Origin of the sequence: Lewinella cohaerens DSM 23179 (assembly GCF_000379805.1) — a bacterium.
GTDB lineage: Bacteria > Bacteroidota > Bacteroidia > Chitinophagales > Saprospiraceae > Lewinella > Lewinella cohaerens.
This window is the reverse complement of the sequence record NZ_KB903543.1, coordinates 183,297-205,262: the sequence shown is the minus strand read 5'-3', so window position 1 is coordinate 205,262 and position 21,966 is coordinate 183,297. Positions and strand designations below refer to the sequence as shown.

General features: G+C 46.6%; 20 protein-coding genes and 2 tRNA genes. 9 read left to right on the top strand and 13 right to left on the bottom strand.

The window, feature by feature from the left end; genetic code table 11:
* Positions 1-128 precede the first annotated feature (128 nt).
* Entirely contained in the window at positions 129-968 is an 840-nt protein-coding gene (locus A3EU_RS0112850) for a hypothetical protein (RefSeq protein WP_020536580.1), read from the top strand.
* Positions 969-1,070: 102 nt separating this feature from the next.
* Here A3EU_RS0112850 and A3EU_RS33915 read toward each other — a convergent pair whose 3' ends face one another.
* Positions 1,071-2,177, bottom strand: coding sequence for a DUF1573 domain-containing protein (locus A3EU_RS33915; protein WP_020536579.1), 1,107 nt, complete (start codon positions 2,175-2,177; stop codon positions 1,071-1,073).
* A gap of 166 nt (positions 2,178-2,343) precedes the next feature.
* Here A3EU_RS33915 and A3EU_RS0112840 point away from each other — a divergent pair, with 166 nt between their 5' ends.
* Complete coding sequence (locus A3EU_RS0112840; RefSeq protein ID WP_020536578.1) at positions 2,344-3,300, top strand: aldo/keto reductase; 957 nt, start codon at positions 2,344-2,346, stop codon at positions 3,298-3,300.
* Positions 3,301-3,427: 127 nt separating this feature from the next.
* Here A3EU_RS0112840 and A3EU_RS32785 read toward each other — a convergent pair whose 3' ends face one another.
* Positions 3,428-4,228 (bottom strand): DUF1573 domain-containing protein, encoded by an 801-nt coding sequence (locus A3EU_RS32785; RefSeq protein ID WP_020536577.1) that lies wholly within the window; start codon positions 4,226-4,228, stop codon positions 3,428-3,430.
* 308 nt (positions 4,229-4,536) lie between these two features.
* On the opposite strand from A3EU_RS32785, the gene A3EU_RS0112830 reads away from it, so the two are divergent.
* Positions 4,537-5,637 carry a DUF2911 domain-containing protein gene (locus tag A3EU_RS0112830; protein ID WP_245569355.1) on the top strand — a complete coding sequence of 367 codons (1,101 nt, stop codon included), beginning with the start codon at positions 4,537-4,539 and terminating at the stop codon, positions 5,635-5,637.
* Between the two features lie 159 nt (positions 5,638-5,796).
* On the opposite strand, the gene A3EU_RS0112825 is transcribed toward A3EU_RS0112830, so the two are convergent.
* The 3 genes from A3EU_RS0112825 to A3EU_RS32780 form a co-directional block, all read right to left on the bottom strand.
* Positions 5,797-7,767 carry a peptidoglycan-binding domain-containing protein gene (locus tag A3EU_RS0112825; protein ID WP_020536575.1) on the bottom strand — a complete coding sequence of 657 codons (1,971 nt, stop codon included), beginning with the start codon at positions 7,765-7,767 and terminating at the stop codon, positions 5,797-5,799.
* On the bottom strand, positions 7,764-8,132 hold the full coding sequence (locus A3EU_RS0112820) for a hypothetical protein (RefSeq protein ID WP_020536574.1): 369 nt from the start codon (positions 8,130-8,132) through the stop codon (positions 7,764-7,766). Before A3EU_RS0112820 ends, A3EU_RS0112825 begins: the two co-directional genes overlap by 4 nt.
* Positions 8,133-8,228: 96 nt before the next feature.
* Positions 8,229-8,792, bottom strand: coding sequence for a DUF6134 family protein (locus A3EU_RS32780; RefSeq protein ID WP_156825747.1), 564 nt, complete (start codon positions 8,790-8,792; stop codon positions 8,229-8,231).
* 611 nt (positions 8,793-9,403) lie between these two features.
* Between A3EU_RS32780 and A3EU_RS0112810 the strand changes: the two genes are divergently transcribed.
* The 6 genes from A3EU_RS0112810 to A3EU_RS0112790 all read left to right on the top strand — a co-directional run bounded on the left by A3EU_RS0112810 (position 9,404) and on the right by A3EU_RS0112790 (position 13,274).
* A tRNA-Leu gene (locus tag A3EU_RS0112810) sits at positions 9,404-9,477 on the top strand.
* Positions 9,478-9,577: 100 nt separating this feature from the next.
* Positions 9,578-9,647 (top strand) — tRNA-OTHER (locus tag A3EU_RS34255).
* A gap of 232 nt (positions 9,648-9,879) precedes the next feature.
* The gene (locus tag A3EU_RS0112805; RefSeq protein ID WP_020536572.1) at positions 9,880-11,976 is read left to right on the top strand and encodes a molybdopterin oxidoreductase family protein; all 2,097 of its coding nucleotides are present in this window, start codon (positions 9,880-9,882) and stop codon (positions 11,974-11,976) included.
* 69 nt (positions 11,977-12,045) lie between these two features.
* Positions 12,046-12,363 (top strand): ArsR/SmtB family transcription factor, encoded by a 318-nt coding sequence (locus A3EU_RS0112800; protein WP_020536571.1) that lies wholly within the window; start codon positions 12,046-12,048, stop codon positions 12,361-12,363.
* Positions 12,364-12,434: 71 nt separating this feature from the next.
* Positions 12,435-12,818 carry a DUF7009 family protein gene (locus A3EU_RS0112795; RefSeq protein WP_020536570.1) on the top strand — a complete coding sequence of 128 codons (384 nt, stop codon included), beginning with the start codon at positions 12,435-12,437 and terminating at the stop codon, positions 12,816-12,818.
* 15 nt (positions 12,819-12,833) lie between these two features.
* A complete protein-coding gene (locus tag A3EU_RS0112790; RefSeq protein ID WP_020536569.1) occupies positions 12,834-13,274 on the top strand; it encodes a hypothetical protein in 441 nt (146 codons plus the stop codon).
* 222 nt (positions 13,275-13,496) lie between these two features.
* Here the strand turns inward: A3EU_RS0112790 and A3EU_RS0112785 are convergent, their stop codons facing one another.
* The 8 genes from A3EU_RS0112785 to A3EU_RS30315 all read right to left on the bottom strand — a co-directional run bounded on the left by A3EU_RS0112785 (position 13,497) and on the right by A3EU_RS30315 (position 21,831).
* Positions 13,497-14,891, bottom strand: a complete 1,395-nt coding sequence (locus A3EU_RS0112785) for an NAD(P)(+) transhydrogenase (Re/Si-specific) subunit beta (protein WP_020536568.1) — start codon at positions 14,889-14,891, stop codon at positions 13,497-13,499.
* Positions 14,892-14,895: 4 nt separating this feature from the next.
* Positions 14,896-15,207, bottom strand: a complete 312-nt coding sequence (locus A3EU_RS0112780; RefSeq protein ID WP_020536567.1) for an NAD(P) transhydrogenase subunit alpha part 2 — start codon at positions 15,205-15,207, stop codon at positions 14,896-14,898.
* A gap of 98 nt (positions 15,208-15,305) precedes the next feature.
* Complete coding sequence (locus A3EU_RS0112775) at positions 15,306-16,388, bottom strand: Re/Si-specific NAD(P)(+) transhydrogenase subunit alpha (RefSeq protein WP_020536566.1); 1,083 nt, start codon at positions 16,386-16,388, stop codon at positions 15,306-15,308.
* A gap of 193 nt (positions 16,389-16,581) precedes the next feature.
* The gene (locus A3EU_RS0112770; RefSeq protein ID WP_020536565.1) at positions 16,582-17,775 is read right to left on the bottom strand and encodes an NAD(P)/FAD-dependent oxidoreductase; all 1,194 of its coding nucleotides are present in this window, start codon (positions 17,773-17,775) and stop codon (positions 16,582-16,584) included.
* A 13-nt stretch (positions 17,776-17,788) separates the two neighbouring features.
* The gene (locus A3EU_RS0112765; RefSeq protein ID WP_020536564.1) at positions 17,789-18,553 is read right to left on the bottom strand and encodes a DUF1641 domain-containing protein; all 765 of its coding nucleotides are present in this window, start codon (positions 18,551-18,553) and stop codon (positions 17,789-17,791) included.
* Positions 18,554-18,907: 354 nt separating this feature from the next.
* On the bottom strand, positions 18,908-19,555 hold the full coding sequence (locus A3EU_RS0112760; protein ID WP_020536563.1) for a peroxiredoxin: 648 nt from the start codon (positions 19,553-19,555) through the stop codon (positions 18,908-18,910).
* 175 nt (positions 19,556-19,730) lie between these two features.
* Positions 19,731-21,140, bottom strand: coding sequence for an MBL fold metallo-hydrolase (locus tag A3EU_RS0112755; protein ID WP_020536562.1), 1,410 nt, complete (start codon positions 21,138-21,140; stop codon positions 19,731-19,733).
* Positions 21,141-21,300: 160 nt separating this feature from the next.
* On the bottom strand, positions 21,301-21,831 hold the full coding sequence (locus A3EU_RS30315) for an NUDIX hydrolase (RefSeq protein ID WP_020536561.1): 531 nt from the start codon (positions 21,829-21,831) through the stop codon (positions 21,301-21,303).
* Positions 21,832-21,966: the final 135 nt, after the last annotated feature.

Here is a 21,966-nt window from a genome sequence, read left to right as displayed (position 1 = left end):
TGAGAACTGCTGGAGTAATTTTTTTCAAAAAAAAGCAATTTCCGACTAAGGGTAAAACAATTGGCCAGGGTATTAAGGGTGTAAGACGCAAATAAAACGTCAATTAGTAAAGACCTTAAATACCAATTATGAAAAATCTCTTTTTGTTTTTTACCCTGCTCACTACTTTAGCTTTCATCCAATCTTGTGAAAAAGAACCACAAGAGGAAGAAATCCAGAACCTGGTCGCACCCGAACTTCCACCGGCAGATATGTTTACGATGCCGATCTCTGAGGTCAGAGAAACGGATACCGATACGACGGCCCAAACGGGTGGTGGGGTGACCTACTGGAATTGGGCTCACGCTGCCCTCAGTTTGGTGGGCTGGAACACTGTAGTTTATCTTAATATGGTCGTGCCAACCACCGCATTTGCCCACGCGTTTAACGCAGAAGCTACTTATATCGGCAACTTAACTTTCCAGTGGGTTTACCAGTATCAGGGCCCCCAGAATTTAGGTGGACATTTCTACGACGTTTCCCTTACCGGACAATATATCAACAATACCCAAGAAGTAGCGTGGACCATGACGGTATCTCAGGTAGGTGGTTTTTCCGATTTTGTCTGGTACACTGGTGTAACTGCCTCAGGCAATACCGAAGGTTCTTTTATTCTTAACAGGAACCCAGCTAATCCGGAGCCTTACCTACGTATGGATTATCAAGACGGTTTGTTGCCCGAAGACGGTACACTCCGTTTCACGAACGTTATTCCTGCCGATCCTGCTAATGGTCAGTACCTGGAATACCGCGTAGATAGTGCTGCCGAATTTAATCGTGCTTTTGATGTGCAGGGCCCTCCCAATAATTTTCTGGAAATCAGATGGAGTGAGCCCGCTGGCAATGGCCAAGTCAGGCATCCTCAACGTTTCAATGACAACGAATGGCACTGCTGGGATACCGAGCAGCGGGATGTAGATTGTGAATAACACGTAGCTGCGGTGATTCTATTACTCCAGACAACCAAATGACTCCTTCAGATAAGGCCGTTCTCCACAGGGAGGACGGCCTTTTTAGGTGGAGTACGCTGGCTATTTTTTTACCACAAAACACTGCGTCTCCGGTGGGCGTTTGCCTACCTGTAGCTGAATCACGTAGTTGCCAGCAGGGTAGTGGCGCACATCAAAACTGACGACGGCCTCTACGGCTTCCAGTTCACGTCGGGCCATCAATTGGCCGCTGTAGTTGTATAGAGCGAAAGTAGCGGGTTGCCCTGCCTGATCGCCCATTTTCAATTGAAGCTGGTCGGTGGTCGGGTTGGGGTAGAGGGTCACACAATTAGGGTCAGGCTTAGTGACAGTGGGTGCTGCTGGTGTTTCGTCAGCTTCTAAGAGCGTAGGCATCTCGAGGCTGGCATCGCGCGGCATTATTCGGCCGGTCAGGTAGATGAAAGTTTGTACCGGATTAGTGTTGGCGGTGATGGTAACCTTTTGATTGCGCTGGCCGGTCTTACCCTTGCTGTTGAACTCTACCGTCATAGAAGCGGTTTCCCCGGGGGCAATGGGCTCCTGGGGCCAGGCTGGGATGGTACACCCACAACTGCCTTTTGCATTACTAAGAACGAGGGGTTCATCGCCCGTGTTGGTGAACGTATAGGTATGAGCAACCACTTCCCCCTCGGTGATGGTACCAAAGTCGAAAGTCATCTCCCCGAAAGTCATTTCTGTGATAGGCCCAGCCGGTGATGCGGGTTGGGGCGGAGGAATAGGAGCAACCTCAGGGTATCCGCCCCGGGGCTCAACGTTTCCGACCAGGTAAAGAAAATGCTCGGCAGGCCAGGTGTATTCGGTGAGCAAATGCAATCGGTGTTCCTGGTAGCCTGGTTTATTCATGCTGTAAAAAGTGATCGTTATGGTTCCCGTTTCACCTGGGGCAATAGGCTCACGGGGCCATTGCGGTACCGCACACCCACAACTGCTTTGCGCAGCGTTTATACGAATGTGGGCGTTGCCGGTATTGGTAAACGTGAAGTCATGGACAACCGACTTTCCTTCGGTAATGGTACCAAAGTCGAAAGTGGTTTCCGCAAAGGTCATTACCCCTTTTGCGGTATTTGAGTCGCTTGGCTGCGGGGTGTCTTGTGCCCCCAAAGGCAGCAGGAGAACCAGAAAAGATAGTGTAAGAAGTAAATGGCGCATAGTAATAGGATTTTGTAAACAAGCTCTAATTCTTACTAAGATAACGCTTGCCTGACGGAAAAGGCACATTTTTAGCTGCAATCAACCGCACATCAAAGCACCAATAGAACCTCCGTTCTAGTTGCTGTGTTGTAATAGTATTCAAAATTTAAACGACTATCAATTTATGCAACACCTCACTTTCGCCAATGAAGACGAAATGCCCATCCTCGGTCTCGGGACCTGGAAGTCTGCTCCTAACGAAGTTTATACTGCTGTAAAAGAAGCGATCCGTATCGGGTACCGCCACATTGATTGTGCAGCTGTTTATGGCAATGAAGAAGGAGTAGGCAAAGCCATTGAGGAAGCGATAGACGAAGGCATTGTCTCCAGAGAAGAATTATGGATTACCTCCAAGTTGTGGAACAATGCTCACGGAGAGGAAAATGTACTTCCTGCACTGAAAAAGACCCTCTCTGACCTGGGACTTGATTACCTGGATTTATACCTGATCCATTGGCCAGTTGCCAACCAAACAGATAAGCCCGGAGCTCGTATTGCTGCAGATTTTCGCACACTGGAAGAGGTGCCGCTGACCGATACCTGGAAGGGTATGGAACAGGCCAAAGAACAGGGCCTGGCTCGTCACATTGGCGTCAGTAACTTCAATGCCAAGCAGCTGACCGAATTGATAGAAGGAGGGACTGTTGTTCCGGAAATGAATCAGGTCGAGCTGCACCCTTACCTGCAACAACCCAAATTGGTCGCGTTTTGTAAAAGCAAGGGCATCCACCTGACAGCTTACTCGCCGCTAGGGTCGTCTGACCGCCCAGCAGGCATGAAGGCGGAGGATGAACCCATTTTATTGGAGGATGCCGAGATTAGCGCAATGGCAGAAAAGAAAAAAGCAAGCCCAGCTCAAATACTGATAAGCTGGTCGATCCATCGCGGTATTTCGGTTATTCCGAAATCAGTGAACCCGAAACGATTGCAGGAAAATCTTGCCGCTGCCGACCTCCAGTTAACCACTGACGAGATGAAGCAAATAGAAGCGATCAACCGTGATCGTCGTTATGTCGATGGAAAGTTTTGGGAAGTAGAAGGAGGCCCTTACACGACTGCTGAGCTTTGGGGCGAGTTGTAGAAAGATGCGTGGCGATTCTATCGCCACTTTTTGAGTAGAGGGTAGAGAGACATCGATAACTTTGTCTCTCTACCTTATACCTAAGAGACACGTAGTGGCCCGTATCTCTTTACTTATTTTGTGTGTGCTAATCAACTACCACAAAACAGCGAGGTTCCATTTGCTTACCTTCGACCTGAACGTGTGCAATATACAGCCCAGCAGGGTAGTGGCCTACCTGGAATTCGATGGTGCCTTCTACGCGGTCGATTTTACGCTCTGCCATGAGCTGGCCCGTTTTGGACAAGATGCTGACGGTGGCAGCGTTGCCGAGATTGCCCTCCATGTCGAGGCGGAGCAGTTCGGCAGTAGGGTTGGGGTAGATTGCAAAGCAATCGGGATCGATGGCCTCTACTTCAGGAACTTCTTCTATCAGAATATCTTCCACTTCTTTTTCGTCGGTAAGCGGAGAAATGGTAAAATCAAGTTCTGATTTAGGGGCAATTTCGCCAGTGAGGTAGATAAATCTTTGGGGAGGATCCGTATTGGAAGTAATTGTGACCCTTTGGTTGCGTTTTCCGCTTTTGGCTTTAGAGTTAAACTCTACCGTAATTGAGGCAGTTTCGCCCGGAGCAAGTGGCTCGCGTGGCCATTGTGGTACGGTACAGCCACAACTTCCTTTGACACTCGTTAAAATAAGGGGCTCGTTTCCGGCATTGGTAAACGTGAATACGTGAGTAACTACGGTACCTTCTTCAATCGTCCCAAAATCAAAAGTAGTTTCAGTAAAGCTGATTTCGGTGGTAGGCAAATAAGAAGGAGTGATTACTTCTTCGACAGGTACAGGAGAAATACCTTCGTATGGGCTGTCTTGTGCCTGAAGGCCAAAAGAGAGGCCGCAAAAGAGGAGCGCAGCGACGAGAGCCGGAATAGAAAAATTAGTTTTCATAATAATAGGGTTTTGGTTAATTAACGTTAGTTGTAACGATTTAAGCATTGGTTATTGTTCCCAAGCAGTTGTTAATAACTTTGGCCCGGAAAGGGTAACCATTGACACAAAATCAATTTGTAACGATATTCATTCGTAGAATAACTAGCGGTAGAAGTCATTCTACAGCATTCCTGTGGCAAAGTGGAGCTTATTCGATGCGAAGTAGAGCACAGCGGACAGTTTAGCCACCATTTTTCAGTATTTTTGCGGCGATTTTAATTTCCGGTATTCCTTTTCAGGGAATACCCTAAATCCATTCTAAAGAAATGAAATTTAATACCCTTCTTTTAGTTTGCCTAATGGTAGGCATGTTTGGTTCGGCTCAGGCCCAAGAGCTTAAATTTGCTGAAATGGACAAGAGTCCTATGGATGCAGCGCATTACCCTCGTAGAGCGGCGTTCCAGAATTACCTCGGTGAGGATGATGCAGATCGTACGCAGTTGGTTAAAGTATTGTACTGCCGCCCTGCTAAGAAAGATCGCGCCATCTTTGGTGGCCTTGTTCCTTACGGCCAAGATTGGCGTTTGGGTGCTAACGAAGCTACTGAGGTGACCTTTTTTACGCCTGTAATGATTGGTAATACCACCGTGCCTGCTGGTAACTACACCATGTTTGCACAAGTTTATCCTGATCAGTGGATTATCAAAGTTTCTACCGAGCGCTTTATCGGCGGAACGGCAAACCGTGATTTGAGCCAAGATATAGCGTCCGTTGTTGTACCTACGACTACCGTATCTGAGGTAAGAGAAAGTTTTACAATTGGTTTCCAGAAGGTCGATGACGAGAATGCAAATATGGTTTTTGAATGGGATCAAACCCGCGCTTCATTGCCTATCAATTTCAACCCTCCAAGCTTGGCTGGTGATGATGCCAGCCCAATGGATTTGGTACAGTACCCTAACATGTCGCGTCTACGTAACTACGTAGAAGAAGCTGAACTTGAGGCTAACGAGCCACAGGTACGAGTGGTATACAGCCGTCCGCAAATGAAAGGGCGTACGATTTTCGGCGACCTGCTGAAATTCGGTGAACTATGGCGTGTAGGTGCAAACGAAACCACGCTGATTACCTTCTTTTACGATGTGACCATCGCTGGTACGGAAGTTAAAGCAGGTACTTACGGCTTATTTGCAACCGTGAATAAAGACAACTGGGAGTTTATCATCCATAAGAATGTACAATCTTGGGGCAATGCTAACCACAACGACGAAGACAATGTCTTGAAGGTAGTGGCTAAAACCGAGAAAACACCTAGCACACTCGAAGCACTTTCTATGACTTTCGTAGAAAAGGGTGACAACCAAATCGNCCTGGTTGTCGGTTGGGAAAATACCATGGCGCGTTTGCCGATTACGGTAAATAAGTAAGTGCTTGTTGTACTTACGCTGAAAGGTGTAAGCGACATTACAGCGGGGCTAGGAATCTGAATTCCTAGCCCCGCTTTTTTCTAGAATAGACTTGTTCTACTGGGGCAGTGTGCGCAATTTACCCCCGAGATACTCCCCGTAAAACGAGTCTGGTAAGTTCTAAGCGGATGTTAAAACGTCCACCAGTTCTCCAGCGATCATTCGTGCTATTTGCCAACCAAGGAGCACCCATCCTCCCGGTTGGGTAAGCTTACTGATCATTTTGATAATTTTCAAGGTAGTGTCGATAAAGTAAAACATGCTATCTTTCATATCGTGAATATGATTGACATGACGCTTAATATCGGCAGGTGCTGCGGTGGAGCTGATGAGGTTGATACCATCAAAATCCAGGCTAAATTTAGTGGCTAGGATGTCGAGGGTATCGCTATCAGTAGATGGTTTGGCATAAGTGACGATGGGGCGACCCAAGAGGAAATGCCCTAAGTAGCGAAACCCACGAAAAAACTGCTGAATACCGGCCCTGATTTTGCCAGTGATGAGTTTGAAGAAACCAAAAACGGGCCCAAGGAGCTTTTTTAACCCTTTTTTTATCCAATTGACAATGCGTGAAAATCCTCGTTTGATACCGGAGAGAAAAGATTTGCGTGCGAAAGCTACCCTGCGTTGAGGTTTTTCAATAAGGTCGGGATAGAGCTCTTTAAAATCATCGCTATTAAGAATGCGGTCATCTAATTCGCTGTAGTCATGATCTTTTGAATTTTCTTCATTGTTGTTTTGCCGATTATTACGTCGACGGTCTCTACGGGAATCGGTATGGTTTTCTACGGGAGTTACAACCTTTTTTTGCAGTTCTACAAGCTGTTTTACCATTTCATCCTCCTCAGAGACATTGCTTTGCTTTATTCCATGAGCAGCGGCATGGTACTGCTGAAGTAGCTCGTACATGGCATTGAAACCAATGACAATAGTAGCGTCGCCAGTAGCGTCAGCAGGGCTTTGGAAAAAGGCCCGGGCTATCGCCAAACGATCTTTTCTTTTCAGTTTGCCATTATTTTTCTTGGGGCGCACTTCTGTCTCTTGTTCTATAAGGCCTTCCACGGCTTCGTGCGATTTATCTCCCCATTTTCCGTCTACAGCACCGATGTAAAAGTGCGTTTGCCAAAGTTTTACCTGTAGAATTCGGATGGCCATCTCGTGGTAGCCGGTATTTTCCAAAGCCTTACTGGCTTTCGTCATTTTACGACCACGCCTTCGTTCGCGGCCTTTTAAGAATCGTTTTTCATCATCGGCTTGTTCATCGCTTTCTTCCGCATCACTTTGCATGTTTTCTTTAGCATTCAAGGCGTAAGAGAGGACGATGTTGTTGACGCTAATATCCTTGGGGCGTGCATCCTTAAAGCGGGTGAAAAGACCATCGATATTACAAAGCATTGTCCAGCACTCCTCCGGTAAGACGATCTCTTCCGGTTTTGTAGTCTTTGGTAAGAACTTGAGTCCGATTAAATTCTGGAAACTGTATAGAAACTTGAGGTGTGACCGCTCAAAAATGTAAATATGCTGTAACGCTTTATCCAGCGTAAAGAGCGTACGTACCCTGAATGCCAATGAACGTCCATAGCAATTTACATCACCAACTTGGTAATCATCAGGTGGAGGTAGAGAACCATCAAAAGAAGTGTACCGTGCAATGCGCTCCACTACATGACCTAAGTGCTCTTCTAAGTGGGGAAGCTGAATGTCACTCAGCTTCCCTTTAAACATTTGAGCCAATACTGGCCAGTTTTCTTCGCCTAAATATTGAACCGTAGCCTGCAAAACAGGAACAAGGAGCCTTGGCTCATCCGGGGTGTTTTTCCTCAGTTTATGGTAAGTGATAAACTGATGTTCGGTGAGATAGCCCAGATCGGTAAGATGCTGAACCAGTTCGTGCCATAAACCACGATAATGCCTTGCATGAACCTTTTCAAGAAGAGAAGGTGATGCATTCATCGTTTCGAAAGGAACCTGATAGGTTGCTGGTAATTCTTCCTCGACGATATGCCCTAATTGGAGGGCATCATCGCTGGTTGCATCCTCGTCGAACGTCTTGCACTGCTGCTTGAACTGTTCGACGGTTGCTCGATTCATGTGGTGGCACCAGTTTCGTCGCCTTTACGGCCTCCTGGTCTGAGGCGCGCTAAAATGGCACTTCGGCCTTCGGCAGCAGCGGACACCGCCTCGAAATGCATCTTGACTAAGGGTATTTCCTCGTCTTTAAGATCACTAGCTACAAAATTGGTAGTGTCCCGATCTACTTCAACGCGGGTAGCGGCAAGGATACGTAAATCTGCTTTAGAGGTTGTTTTTCCTTTGATCTCTTTGAACATACCGTCAAAGTCTACAACATTAAGCTTCTTGTTTTTTCTTGTTTCGTCCCGGTCGTCGATCTTGACTTTAAATTCGCCGGTAATGGTAATCACGTCAAGCGTGAAAAGGTCATTTAAAAAACTCATATGGTAGGTGTTTTAGTGGGTTTTGCAATTACAAAATTAAACTGCTTGGGTAAGTTACAGAAAACTCAATACATTTTTCTTTTTCGCTACGTTTGCTTACCGCCGAAACACAATGTCCCCCCAGCCAGATACAATACGAGACTCTCGGCAGAGGCCATTTACATAAGTCATATAGCTTTCTTTGCCATCAGGAAGAGTGATTTTGTACTTGCTATTTCCCAGCGAAACTAAAGAGATATTTACCCCCCAGCGTTCCGAAAAGACTTCTTTCAACTGGGTAGGTTCTGCAAAATAGGAGGCCGTAAGTGTTTGGTCAATATTGTTGGTTAAAACGCGCTCCGTACGATCATCGAAATAGGTGGAGAAGGTATTTCCTTTTACTTGGCCGTAGCAGTACTCCTTGGTTTTGTGGTTGCGCTGATACTTAAAACTTGTTTTGGTCAGCTGCCCGTCTACATAGTGGGCCGAGTAGCTAAGGTCAAGGTCCATAGAAAGGATATAGGTGACCGTAATGTCTGTGACCGAGGTATAAACAACGCCACTGGCAGTCTCGGTACGGGTGACGGTCATGGTGCCGATATGGTCGTCGCCCAGGTAAGCATTAAAAACCAATGCTTGTGCAGAAAGCGAGCTCATTAGCAAAAAAGGAAGGGAGAGCAAAAATATTTTTTTGAAAACCATAAAGGGGGAGCGTACTGGTTAATAACTAAAGATAAAACCTTAAAAGGATAGGTAATGGTATTTGAGCTTGAAATATTATGTTAAGAAGGAATTAGGTCTTTTTTTGGGCCATGCCGGTAGTAGTCTTGCTGCGCAAACGCTACTACGGCACCGGGTCATACGTTCTTACCTTCGGTACCACTGCTACCCCTTGTCCTGCTCTCCCGATGAATCGGGATGCGCCGTGCTTCAGACTTCGTCTTTCGCACCTAATGAGAACAGTGGTCAGGTCATCAATTCGGAGCCTTTGAATAAATAGTGGAGGAGGAAAATCAATGGTAAGGAACTTTTTGTTCGTAGCACTTGTAGTTAGGGGTGTTCGTATAAATACATACACGTATTCATGCGAATTTACAAACCTGAACACAAGCTTAAATAATTCGATAAAAGAATGGCTAATAATAATTTACATCTCAGCAGTTACAACTGGTTGCATTCGCAAGAAGCAAGGGTCGTGATGTAAGTACTGATAGTCATATCTTTCTACTAAAGCTCCTTGCAATACATTTTTGCAAGGAGCTTTTTCATTTTTAAAACGATACAATTTCTTTGCCTGTCTACGCCAAATGGAAGAGCGTGCTGACTTAGAATCAGTAGGGTCGGGGTTCGAGTCCCTGGATAGGCACTTCATTACCAAGCGCGAAGGGGATACTGGCTAGCCCCGCCTGATTGTGACTCAGGTGTTAGAAATAGCTTGCGGGTTCGATTCCCGTCGCGCTGATTTTGCGTTCGCCCATAGGCGTGGTAAGCAGTCTCCAAAACTGTGATTTGTAGGTTCGAACCCTGCCGAACGCGCTAAATAGTAAGTAATATGAGCTTGGCGGCTTATGCCAGACTGCTAATCTGTGCGCTCCTGTGGGAGTGAGGTTCGATGCCTCTGCTTACTGCTTTTTTGCAAGTTTTGACTTGTTCAGATACGTAGTCGAAGGGGAAGAAGGCTTATCCTAGTACGGGCTTTTGCCGAAAGTCCAGCTAAGGGATACCAACGATTTTTCCTTAGTTTAGCTGCTCACCAATTTGGAGTGTTATGTCGACTCGTACCCATTACCGTGCTTGTAATCTTTGTGAAGCGATTTGTGGATTGGTCATTGAGGTAGAAAATGAGCAGGTGACCTCTATTCGGGGAGACAAAGACGATCCCCTGAGCCGAGGGCATATTTGCCCGAAAGCGGTGGCTTTGCAAGATCTTTATGAAGATCCAGATCGCCTCAAGCACCCGGTACGCCGTACCGACGACGGTTGGGAAGAGATCAGTTGGGAAGAGGCGTACACAGCAGTTGTAACAGGATTGCAAAAAGTAGAAAAAGACCACGGCCGCTCGGCCATCGGTATCTATTTGGGTAACCCCAATATTCATAATTACGGTTCGGCGCTCTACCTCCCAGATTTTATCCGTAGCATCAAAACACCCAATACTTTTTCCGCAACTTCTGCTGACCAGTTGCCGCACCACCTGGTAGCATACTGGATGTTTGGGCATTACTTTTTTCTGCCGGTAGCCGATGTAGATCGTACCAGTTTTATGCTGATCCTTGGTGCCAATCCGCTGGTTTCTAATGGTAGTTTGATGACCGCACCGGGCTTTGGTAAGAAAATGCGTGCTATTCAAGAGCGGGGCAAAGTTGTTGTGATTGATCCTCGCTATAGCGAAACGGCTGCCAAAGCGGATGAGCATCACTTTATTCGCCCTGGCACCGATGCATTGCTGTTATTGGCGATGGTGCATACGTTGTTTGCCAAAGAATGGGTGACGCTAGGGCACTTGGAGACACATTCGAAAAACTTGGAAGAGGTAGCAGTGGCGGTGAAGAAATTTTCGCCCACAGTCGTGGAGGGACTGACGGGTATTTCTGCAGCTGTTATAGAAAGGATTACCCAAGAATTTGTGGACGCAGAAAGTGCGGTGTGTTACGGCCGGATGGGTGTCTCTACCCAAGAATTTGGAGGACTTTGCCTTTGGTTGGTCAACCTAATGAATCTCCTTACAGGGAATTTCGACAAAGCAGGTGGTGCCATGTTTACCAGTCCGGCGATGGATACCGTATTACCCAACCGTAAAGGAAATATTGACCGCTGGCGAAGCCGGGTGAGTGGCTACCCCGAACGTTTTGGAGAGCTGCCCGTAGCTGCCATGATCGAAGAGATGACCACGCCGGGCGCGGGACAAATCAAAGCCTTCGTCACCTCCGCTGGAAACCCGGTTTTATCAACCCCGGATGGACAAAGTCTGGACGAAGCACTGGCAGCCTTGGAATTTATGGTGTCCATTGATATTTACATCAATGAAACTACGAGGCATGCGAATATTATCTTGCCACCCACGAGCGGGCTAGAAACTTCAAACTATGATGTCTCTTTCCAAACGCTAGCCGTACGTAATACGGCTAAGTTTTCAGAAGCTTGCTTTGAAAAAACACCAGAACAACGTCACGACTACGAGATTTTTCAGGAACTGGCCCGTCGGTTACGTCACGGTGATTATCAACCCTTGGCGGAGAAGCCTGAACAGATGGTAGATTTTGCTCTTCAGATGGGGGCTTACGGGAAAACAGGCTTGTCCTTGCAGCAGTTGAAAGATCAGCCTAGTGGCGTAGATTTGGGACCGTTACAACCGGTATTGCCAGAAAGGCTTTTCACGGAGGATCAAAAGATTGACCTTGCCCCGAAGGCCCTGTTGGAAGATTTGGAACGTATTGCCAAAAAGCTTACTGTGAGTACTTCTGGCAACGCTGAATTCCCGCTGCAGTTGATAGGTCGTCGCCAATTGCGGAGCAATAATTCCTGGATGCACAACAGTGAGCGTCTAGTCAAAGGAGGGGAACGTTGTACCCTGTTGATTCATCCAGAAGATGCCGAAAAGTATGATGTTGAAGATGGTCAGTTGGTTATGGTGAAATCTACGGCCGGAACGATCAGCATTAAAGCAGAAATAAAAAAGGAAATGATGCCTGGCGTAGTAAGCATCCCACACGGTTGGGGGCATGCCCGCTCAGGCGTGAAAATGAAAGTGGCGCAGGCACACCCTGGTGTGAGTATCAATGATTTAACCTTACCTGGATTTGTAGATGAACTGAGTGGCAATGCAGCCTTTAGTGGTGTGCCCGTAAGTGTCCAAAAAGGGTAGTATGTTTTTATCAGGTCAACTATTACAGTCAGCTTCCTGTTATGAATTTATTATCTTATATTTACAAGTATGGCAGTTGAAGCAAATATTCTGAATAGTGAAGAGGCGGAAAAATTAGAGCGAATAGCTTTTATCCTTAAAGTGGTGGCTCATCCGCTGCGTTTGGGCATTGTCCATATCCTTGAGCAGTACCCCGAACTTTCCGTTTCGGATATCTGTAAAATGCTGAGTAGTGAGCAATCGCTGACCTCTCATCATTTGCAAAATATGAAACTCAAGGGGATTCTTTCTTCCCGTCGTGATGGCCGTAGTATCTTATATTCGCTCAAAGAACGCGATGTTTCCCTTATCATCGAATGTCTGGAGAACTGTCAGTGTAATATGTAAGGATCAAATTGGCTTTTTAAATTCCAATTATCATCAGTAAGGCTTTTTAAATTCAAATCTCGCTGTAATCTATGAAGCTGCGTATTTTGGACAATTCTCTGCGCCTCCGCTTATCACAAGCCGAAGTAGCGCAATTAGCAGTATCCAAGGAAGTGCTGGCTACCATTCATTTTCCGGCCGGGAAGGCACTCCATTACCGTATTTCTCCTTCTAAGGATGTAAAAGAAATAGAACTCCGATATGATCAAGGTGGTATTACGGTCGTGATACCTGCCACTCAATTAGAAGAATGGGCGAATAGTGATATCGTCGGTATTTCAGCTACCAACAATTTGGAGAATGAGGATACCGTCCGCATTCTGGTAGAGAAAGATTTTAAGTGTTTAACTACTCGCGCTCACGAAGATGAATCTGGGCTTTTTCCACACCCGAAGGATGGGGAGGTAGCTTGTTAATAAAAGACATATTGTATGCCATTGACTAGATGCGTCGATCAGTCTCATAACACTTTGGTCGAATTCTATGAAAAGCTACTAGGAAATGAAAGTTCAATGCTTTCAAGTAGGGCAAAAGATATGCTAGGCTTGCTTGTTGAGCTGGACACCCTATTCAAAGAGATAACTGTTTATGCCTTTACTTCTCACTCAAACCTGCAAATTATTTCAGGGCGTTATACGCATGATCAAGTAGGAGTAACTGTCTCAGCTTATGGACACCAAGTAGGGTACGCCATAAGGTATATTGTGCCACAAGAGGATAATCCTCCATGGGAGGATGCAATGATAATAGGAGAGGCAAGAAGTTTAAAAAAGGCCGTAGAAATGATCGTTATTGCTATGCTTCGGTCTAATCTTTGGAAAGGAAATGAGAAAGCTGAAAAAATCCTCCTGTCGCATGTTAAAGAGCAATAGCGTAGATGAGACCAGAAAACGCTGGTTTCTAAAGTTCGACCTCCTCCGAGGTCGGAAACCTTACACCTATTGAGCCTACCAATATTTGACCTCTTCAGAGGTCTGTTGAAATACTTTCAGCGTACTTGATAATTATAAAAGAGACTCTGTGGACTCTGACTAGGCTGCGCGAGACACACAATTTTGAATACTCTCCAATTTAATCAGCAAGCTCAATTTCGACTATTGATTTTTAACCTCACTCACCAATTTCTGCAACGAGTCTTTGGCATCACCAAAAAGCATTTTTGTTTTTTCGTGGAAGAAAAGTGGATTTTGAATACCTGCATATCCTGGGCGCATACTCCGCTTGAGTACAATGACTTGTTTGGCATTCCAAACTTGTAGGACGGGCATGCCGTAAATGGAACTTCCCGGATCATCTTCGGCAGAGGGGTTCACAACGTCATTGGCACCTACAACGATGACGACATCGGTATCCTTAAACTCGGCGTTGGCTTCTTCGAGATCTAGTAGTTTATTGTAGGGGATGTCTACTTCCGCCAGGAGTACGTTCATGTGGCCTGGCATCCGGCCGGCTACTGGGTGAATGGCGTACTTTACTTCTACCTGATTGGCTTCCAATAATTCATCAAGCTCTTTACAGGCTTTCTGGGCTTGAGCTACCGCCAAACCGTAACCAGGGACGACCATTACTTTTTTTGAATAATACATTTGAATGGCCAGGTCAGAAAGTCCTACTTCTATCACGTTTTGGTCGCCACTAGCGGTTTTGCTAGCTCCTCCACTGGCACTAAAACCGCCGATGAGGACATTGAATAAGGAGCGATTCATGGCATTACACATCAATACCGTAAGGATGGTGCCAGATGCGCCTACCAGAATACCGCCCACCAGCATGATTTGATTTCCATAAATGAGCCCTGCTGCTGCTGCAGAAAGTCCGGTAAAGGAATTAAGCAAAGAGATCACCACAGGCATGTCTGCACCACCGATAGGAGCCACAAAAGATAAGCCATAAATGAGTGTCAGTACGGTAAAGAGGACAAGTACCCCGGTGGTCAGTTGCGCAGGAAATAGGCAGAGATAGGCCATGAATGCGACCAGCCCAAGCAAAAAGATGCCATTGATGAGGCTGTGACGGGGTAAGGTGATTGTTTCATCCCACACTTTGCCATCTAGTTTGAGATAAGCAAGGATACTACCCGTGAAAGCCACCCCACCAATAAACAAGGTAAGTAGCAAGATGAGTATCTCATTGGTGGACACACTTTGTGCTCCGCCTACGATTCGGTACAACTCCAGGCCGCCGAGTACGACTGCACTCGCACCACCAAGGCCATTGAAAATAGAAACTAACTGCGGCATGGCGGTCATTTCCACTTTTGTAGCTGCTCGCCAACCAATGAGGGCACCGATGAGCATGGCGCTAAGTATCCAAATGAGGGTGCCATTGCCACCAGGAGTAAGTAAGGTTGCAACGATAGCAATACCCATTCCAATGGCGGCGAGGCGGTTGCCTCTTTTTGCTGTATCAGGTGAACTGAGACGGCGCAGCCCCAGCACAAAAGCCAGCGCGCCTAGCAAGTAAGCTAAATTGATAACTGCTCCTAACATGGGTCTAGCTTTTCTTTTTCTTAAACATATCCAACATTCGATCCGTAACGGCAAAACCTCCCACTACGTTGATCATTCCTAGTACGATGGCAATAGAGCCACCCGCTAGTAGCAGCCAGTCGTCTGCTGCGGCTTGCTTGACCAGTAGAATACCTCCGATAATAACCACCCCGCTGATCGCATTTGCACCCGACATCAATGGGGTGTGCAAGACGGTAGGTACTTTGGCAATGATCTCAAAGCCCAAAATGATGGTAAACAAAAGAAGATAGAGCATCAGTAAATGCTCATTGAAAAAGGCAATAAGCTGATCCATAAAGGGAGGATTTAGTATTCGTCGTTACTTAGTGCTTGTTTCGTAGTAGGAACAAGTCCCAAACATGCTCTAAGGTTATGGTATCTATTTTCGTCAGCCTACTTAGTGATAAGTGTGCTGCTGACGATTTCGTTATTTTCATCAATGAACAATTCTCCCTCTTTTATCAATAGCTCCAAGAGGTTGAAGAGATTATTGCTAAAGAGTTCACTGGCATTTTGAGGCATTTCTTTTGCCAAATCAGAATGGCCTAAAATGGTAACACCTTCGTGAACGATGGTCTTTTCATCTTGGGTGAGTGCGCAGTTGCCGCCGGTAGAGGCTGCTAGATCAACGATGACCGATCCCGGCCGCATCTGGCCCACGGTTTCCGCTTCTACAAGCACGGGAGCTTTTCGTCCTCGAATCTGAGCCGTAGTAATGACTACATCTGCCTGGCGTGCGTGTTCCTGGATCAGCGCTGCCTGTTTTTTCTTAAACTCTTCGGTTTGTTCTACCGCGTAGCCACCCGCGTCAGCATCATCTTGTGCTCCGGCTACTTCGACAAAACGTGCTCCAAGGCTTTGAACTTCTTCTTTGGCAGCTGCCCGAACATCAAAAGCTTCAACAATAGCGCCAAGCCGTTTGGCGGTAGCAATGGCTTGCAAACCGGCTACACCAGCACCAATGATTAGTACTTTAGCGGGCTTGATACTTCCCGCAGCAGTAATCATCATTGGAAAGAAACGAGGCAAGAGTTGGGCTGCCGCCAGTACCGCTTGGTAGCCAGCAATAGAAGCCATTGAGGAGAGTACATCCATCCTTTGAGCCAGCGTACTCCGTGGGATCATATCGAGACTAAAGGCCTGTAGTTTATGCTCCTGCAAAAAGCCGACGACCTCTTTGTCAAAGTAGGGACGAAATTGACTGACAAGAATTTTTTCGGCAGGAAGGCCAGCTAAGCGTTCCCGTGCAGGAGGATAAATACTGAGTAGAATGTCTGCTTTAGCGATTACTTCCGCTTCCGCTGTACAGGTCGCTCCTGCTTGTTGATACATTTCATCTGAGAAGCCTGCACTTTGCCCCGCAGCGTGTTCTGTCAGGACTTTGGCGCCTAGTTCAACCAGTTTTCCCACATTCTTGGGAACCAGTGCTACGCGCTTGTCATTGTGCTCTGCCAGGATGCCAAATGTTACACTCATCGGTTGCAGTTTTGTAAATAACTAAGTGCCGTGAGATTTGAATGATTCAGGCCGGTAATAACGATGTACTAACCTTTCTCCCTCACGTTAACTAGTGCATAATACGGAAAATGGTAGATACTTCCCATTTTAGAAGTACCTACCATTTGGATTGTTTTACGAAAGCAAAACAATCAACGATGGAAATAAAGCACTAGAACTCCCGACCGCGGAGCATTCCGTGCCAATATATTTTTGGCAAAGCATAGGCTTTAAGTGCATACATACTGTAGCGTTCTTCTGCCTGGTTGAAGGGGAAGCTTTCCATTGGTACTTTGTTGTAGTCGAACTCTGCCAGGATGAGGCTGCCATAGCCTGTTACCAGTGGGCAGGAGGTATAGCCATCATAAGATTTAGGCAATTCACTGCCAGCCAAGTAGGCCATCACGTTGGCAGTAGTTGTAGGGGCCTGTTTTCTGATTGCCGCGCCTGTTTTAGAGGTTGGCAGGTTACTACAGTCTCCGAGGGAGAATACGTTAGGGTAGCGTACATGCTGAGTGGTATGCATGTCTACTTCTACCCAGCCAGTATCAGCTGCCAACGGGCTGTTTTTGATGAAATCCGGGGCACTCATCGGAGGTGTCACATGGATCATATCGTAAGCTTCTTCCGTTTCCTCACCTGTTTCTAAATGACGGAATACCGCTTTCTTTTCATCAACTTTTAAAGCGACTAAGTCGGTATTCCATACCCGGTCAATGCCGTACCTGTCGGCTACTTTCGTAAGGGAATCGGCGTATTTTTTTACTGCAAAAATACCAGGGCCACCCTTGATGAATTTTTTCTTAACCTGATTGCCAAGGCCGTTACGACGCCAGTGGTCAGATGCTAGGTAGGTTATTTTAATCGGCGCACCACCACATTTAATGGGCGTAGAAGGGTGCGTGAAAAGGGCAATCCCTTTCTTGAGTGCGCGGATATTCTCCCAGGTGCTTTCGACGGTATCGTAGGAGTAATTACTACACACGCCTGTTCCTGGCTTGCCAATACTTTCCTTCAAACCTTTGATCGCATCCCAGTTGATTTGAATGCCAGAGGTAACTACCAGTACATCGTACGTGTGGGTAGCTCCGCTGGCTAGGGTAAGGCTATTGTTATCGGGGTCAAAAGTAGCAACAGCATCTTTGATCCATTCTGCGCCCGGTGGAATGTAATCTGCTTCTTTTCGTTCAGAAACTTCTTTAGGGAAAACGCCAGCACCTACCAAGGTCCAGATGGGTTGGTAGTAGTGTTTTTCACTGGGGTCAATGATAGTGACTCCGGGAGGATTAGACTGGTTGCGGAGCATAGCTCCAACGGTAATTCCTGCGGAACCTCCGCCAACGATGAGTACTTCGTGATGTGCCATTATATATTAGTTGTTATAGTTGTTTACCTAAATGTTTTAAGAAATTGAGGGAGAAGCCCAGTGCTTTCTGCCGGTCTGGATCGCGTAGCGCTGTGAGCATGCCAAACGCTCCTACTTTGGTGGGCGGTTCTGCTTGCGTTTCTCGCATGGCACTGCCAAACTGTGCGGCCCATTCTATCATCGTTTCTGGTTCGAGGCCGTTTTCCCGGGCTTGTCGCATTCCTTCATCTAGTGTATCCATGCCCATGGCAATGAGGCCTGGTAGCTGGTTAGCAAAAGCTAGCGCACCGCTGAGTTTGTTAACCATAGTTGGTTCGGTAAGCTTTTCAGCCAGTTCAAGTGCTACTCCCAGACGTTGTTCTATGCTTACACCTCGGTTATCTGCTTGGCGGTAGGCTTCATCGGCCATGTCGGCAGTCATTGCTATCAGGCCCGGTAGTTGATCGGTAACAGTGAGAAGGTTGTTTAGCTTGTCGACCATAGCAGGAGCTGTAAGTTTTTCAGCTATCTCAAGTGCTCCTTTTAAACGCGTTTCTATGTTTACTCCATTAGCATCGGTGCGTCGGTAGGTCTCGTCGGCCATGTCAGCGACCATCGCTACCATACCAGGCCCTTGGTGCATAGCCGTTGCCAGACCACTAACGGCTTCTTCAACAGTGTCTAGCCGAGCCAGTATTTTGTCCAGCGCTAAAAGTGTTTTTTCTTCTGCCATTCGGGCTTTTACCTGCTGGCCGGCAGGGGTTTCTTCCCAGAGGACAGGGCTTCCGTTTTTGCTCATATATTTTCTTTTCTGGGTTTGAAATAGTCTTTTATTTGGGATAGTATCTATTAATCAATATACAATTATATGAAACTATTTTCATGTTTTAAAATAAATGAGACCTAAATCTTCTTATAAGCAAGTAGAACCAGCAGGCTGATAGGTTTTTTGAACCTATACAAGCCCACTGGAAACTTCTACTAATTAGCTGTACTTATAGTCCTCCAAGGCAGGATTTGTGAATTCTGACTTGCCCTTTTCTCGCCTCGCTGCGTTAAAAAGCCTCGCCAACGCGCTGCGTTGCCTGCGTTTTTTGCCTTGCGAGTCGAGAAAATAGCGGCGTCATCTTTTCACAAATCCTGCCTTGACAGACTATAGCTCTTTCTTGGCGAGATAAAAATCTACCTTTTCGTAGGACGTATTCGCGATGCGTTCGTCCATCTCTACCAGGGTTTTGGGCGGAGGTACAATCGCTTTATCACCAGGTTGCCAGTTGACGGGGAGGGCACATTTGTGCTCGTCAGCGGTTTGCAAGGCGATAAGTGCGCGCTGTATTTCTGCCATGTTTCTGCCCACGTTTAGTGGATAGTACATGATGAGCCGCATGACTCCTTTAGGATCGATGATAAATACAGCTCTCACTGCTGCCGTAGAGCTTTCTCCAGGGTGTAACATGCCGTAGAGGTTGGCTACCTTCATATCCAGATCGGCGATGATCGGGAACTGCATATACACCTCTGTTTTTTCTCTCACATTATTCACCCAAGCGAGGTGAGAGTGTATACTGTCGATACTGAGGCCGATCAGTTTGGTATTGCGTTCAGCAAACCATTGCTCTTCAACGGCAAAGGCCGACATCTCTGTTGTACAGACAGGCGTAAAGTCTGCCGGGTGGGAAAAGAGGATGACCCAGCTTCCCTTGTTGTATTCTGAAAGCTGAAGCTTTCCGGTGGTAGTGATTGCGGTGAAATCGGGTGCTGGTTCCCCAATTCGAGGCATACTATTTATGGTTTGTTCCATTGTTATTGGAGTTTGATTTTAAATATGAAACGAAGTTAAGGAGTCTGATGTCGGCGTTCAGTAATGTGAGTCACAGTGGGTCTTTTTTGATAAAAAAGGGAGTGCCGCGTAACCGCAGCACTCCCCGTTTTTGGAAAACCTATTTAAATGTCAAATCTACCTTGACACTTATTCATTATAACTCAGTCACCTGCTCCACGTACTCGGTACGCTCGAGGTTAGTTTCGGTGAGGGCTTTGTAGCCTCCCTTGATGTTTACCACCTGATCAAAGCCACGAGCTTTGAGAATAGAAGCGGCAATAACCGAACGATAACCGCCAGCACAGTGGAGGTAATACTTCTTGTTGCGATCCAATAAGTTCATCTTTGTATTGATAAAATCCAGTGGGAAGTTGACCAATCCCTTGATGTGCTCTGCGTTGAATTCACTGGCCCGGCGTACATCCAGTGCATTTTCAATGTTGTCAAATTGCTCGGCAAACTCGGTCGCGGTCAATTCTTCAATGGTGTCTACTTCTTCGCCAGCTTTTTGCCAAGCGTCAAAACCTCCTTCTAAAAAGCCAACGGTATTGTCATAACCTACCCTTGACAGGCGGATTACTACTTCTTCCTCCTTGCCTTCTTCAGCAATAAAGAGGATTGGTTTTTTTAGATCGGAAATCAACGTACCTACCCAAGGAGCAAAGGTATTATCGAGGCCAAAGTAAATTGTGCCAGGAATGAAGCCTGCGGTAAAGGCATCAGGTTCGCGGGTATCAATGACCAAAGCTTCTTCTTCGGCCCAAGCAGCTTTGAATGCGCGGACACTAAGTGCCTGTACACCACGCTCGCGGACAGTATCGATGCTTTCGTAGCCCATTTTGTTCATCACTGCATTCTTAGGGAAATACTGGGGAGGAGCAACGAGTCCGGTAAGTACTTCTTTGACAAATTCTTCCTTTGTCATGTCTTCCCGTAGGGCATAGTTGAATTTCTTCTGATCGCCCAGGTAGCCCCAAGTGTCTTTGCTCATTTTCTTACCACAAGCCGAACCGGCACCGTGGCCAGGGTAAACAATCACTTCATCTGCCAGTGGCATGATTTTGGTACGTAAGCTGTCGAAAAGGAAGCCCGCCAAGTCCGCCTCAGTAATTTCCCCTTGTTTGATGGCAAGGTCTGGGCGGCCAACATCTCCTAAGAATAAGGTGTCGCCGGTGAAAACGGCGTAGTCTTTACCATTTTCGTCACGTAATAAAAAGGAAGAACTTTCCATGGTATGCCCTGGCGTATGCAGTACCTGGATGGTTACATCACCGACTTTTAGAATTTCACCATCGGTAGCAATGTGTGCATCGAAGTTGGGTTGGGCAGTAGGTCCATAAACAATAGTACCTCCTGTTTTTTTAGCTAAATCAAGGTGGCCCGACACGAAATCAGCATGGAAGTGAGTTTCCAGAATGTACTTGATCTTGGCGCCATCTGCGGCAGCTCTTTGCGTGTAAGGTTCTGTTTCACGAAGAGGGTCAATGATTACGGCCTCGCCTTTGCTTTCGATATAGTAAGCGGCTTCTGCCAAACATCCGGTATAGATCTGTTCTACTTTCATAGCAATATTGGTTATTTGATTATGCTACAAAATTAGGGCAGAGTGAGGCCTTGAGGTTGTGAGCTTTATCACACAGGTTGGTGATGTTTGTCAGTAAAACAAGGTGATAAACGTCAATATACTTATTGATCGAGCCAAGCCTTGAACCATCCAGTCAAGATCACCACCCCAGTTTTTGCAACGCCAACAGCGTAATGTCAAGAGAATAAAAGGCGCTTTCATCGAGCTGCATCCATTCCTTAAACTCTGCCAAAGGAAGGGTAAATACCTCTAGGAATTCGTCGGCATCACCGCTGGGAGCTTGTGTCGGCGTACAGTCGGTTGCCAGGAGGCAGATTCTTTTCTCGGTACTGTATGCGGTGTGCAAAGTACGCATGTACTGAATGTTGCCGGCTTGGTAGCCTGTTTCTTCTAGCAATTCGCGGGCAGCGGCTTGTTCGGGGCTTTCACTCGTATCAATATAGCCTTCACAAAAACTGCTAAGGACCTGCTCCGGGCCTGGACGAAATTGACGGATCAGGATAGCATCGCGGTTAGCTGTAAAAGCAGCAACCACTACATAAGCGCCATTTTCTATTACATCGTAATCACGCTCCTTGCCATCTGGTTGCAAGAAGGTGCGTACGAGCATACTGCGCCAGCCTTGGTAGGCGTATCGTTCTTTGGTTTTTTGCCAAGGGGATGGGGACATGAAAGGGGAGTTGATTTAGCGTAATAAACGCAGGAAGTGCCTGGTTGTTGAGAAAAAGAGAGAAGAGGCCGGTGCTGTAGCGCCGAACCTCTCCTCAAAGACAACTGTAATCATTAAATAAAACGGGCCTCTATT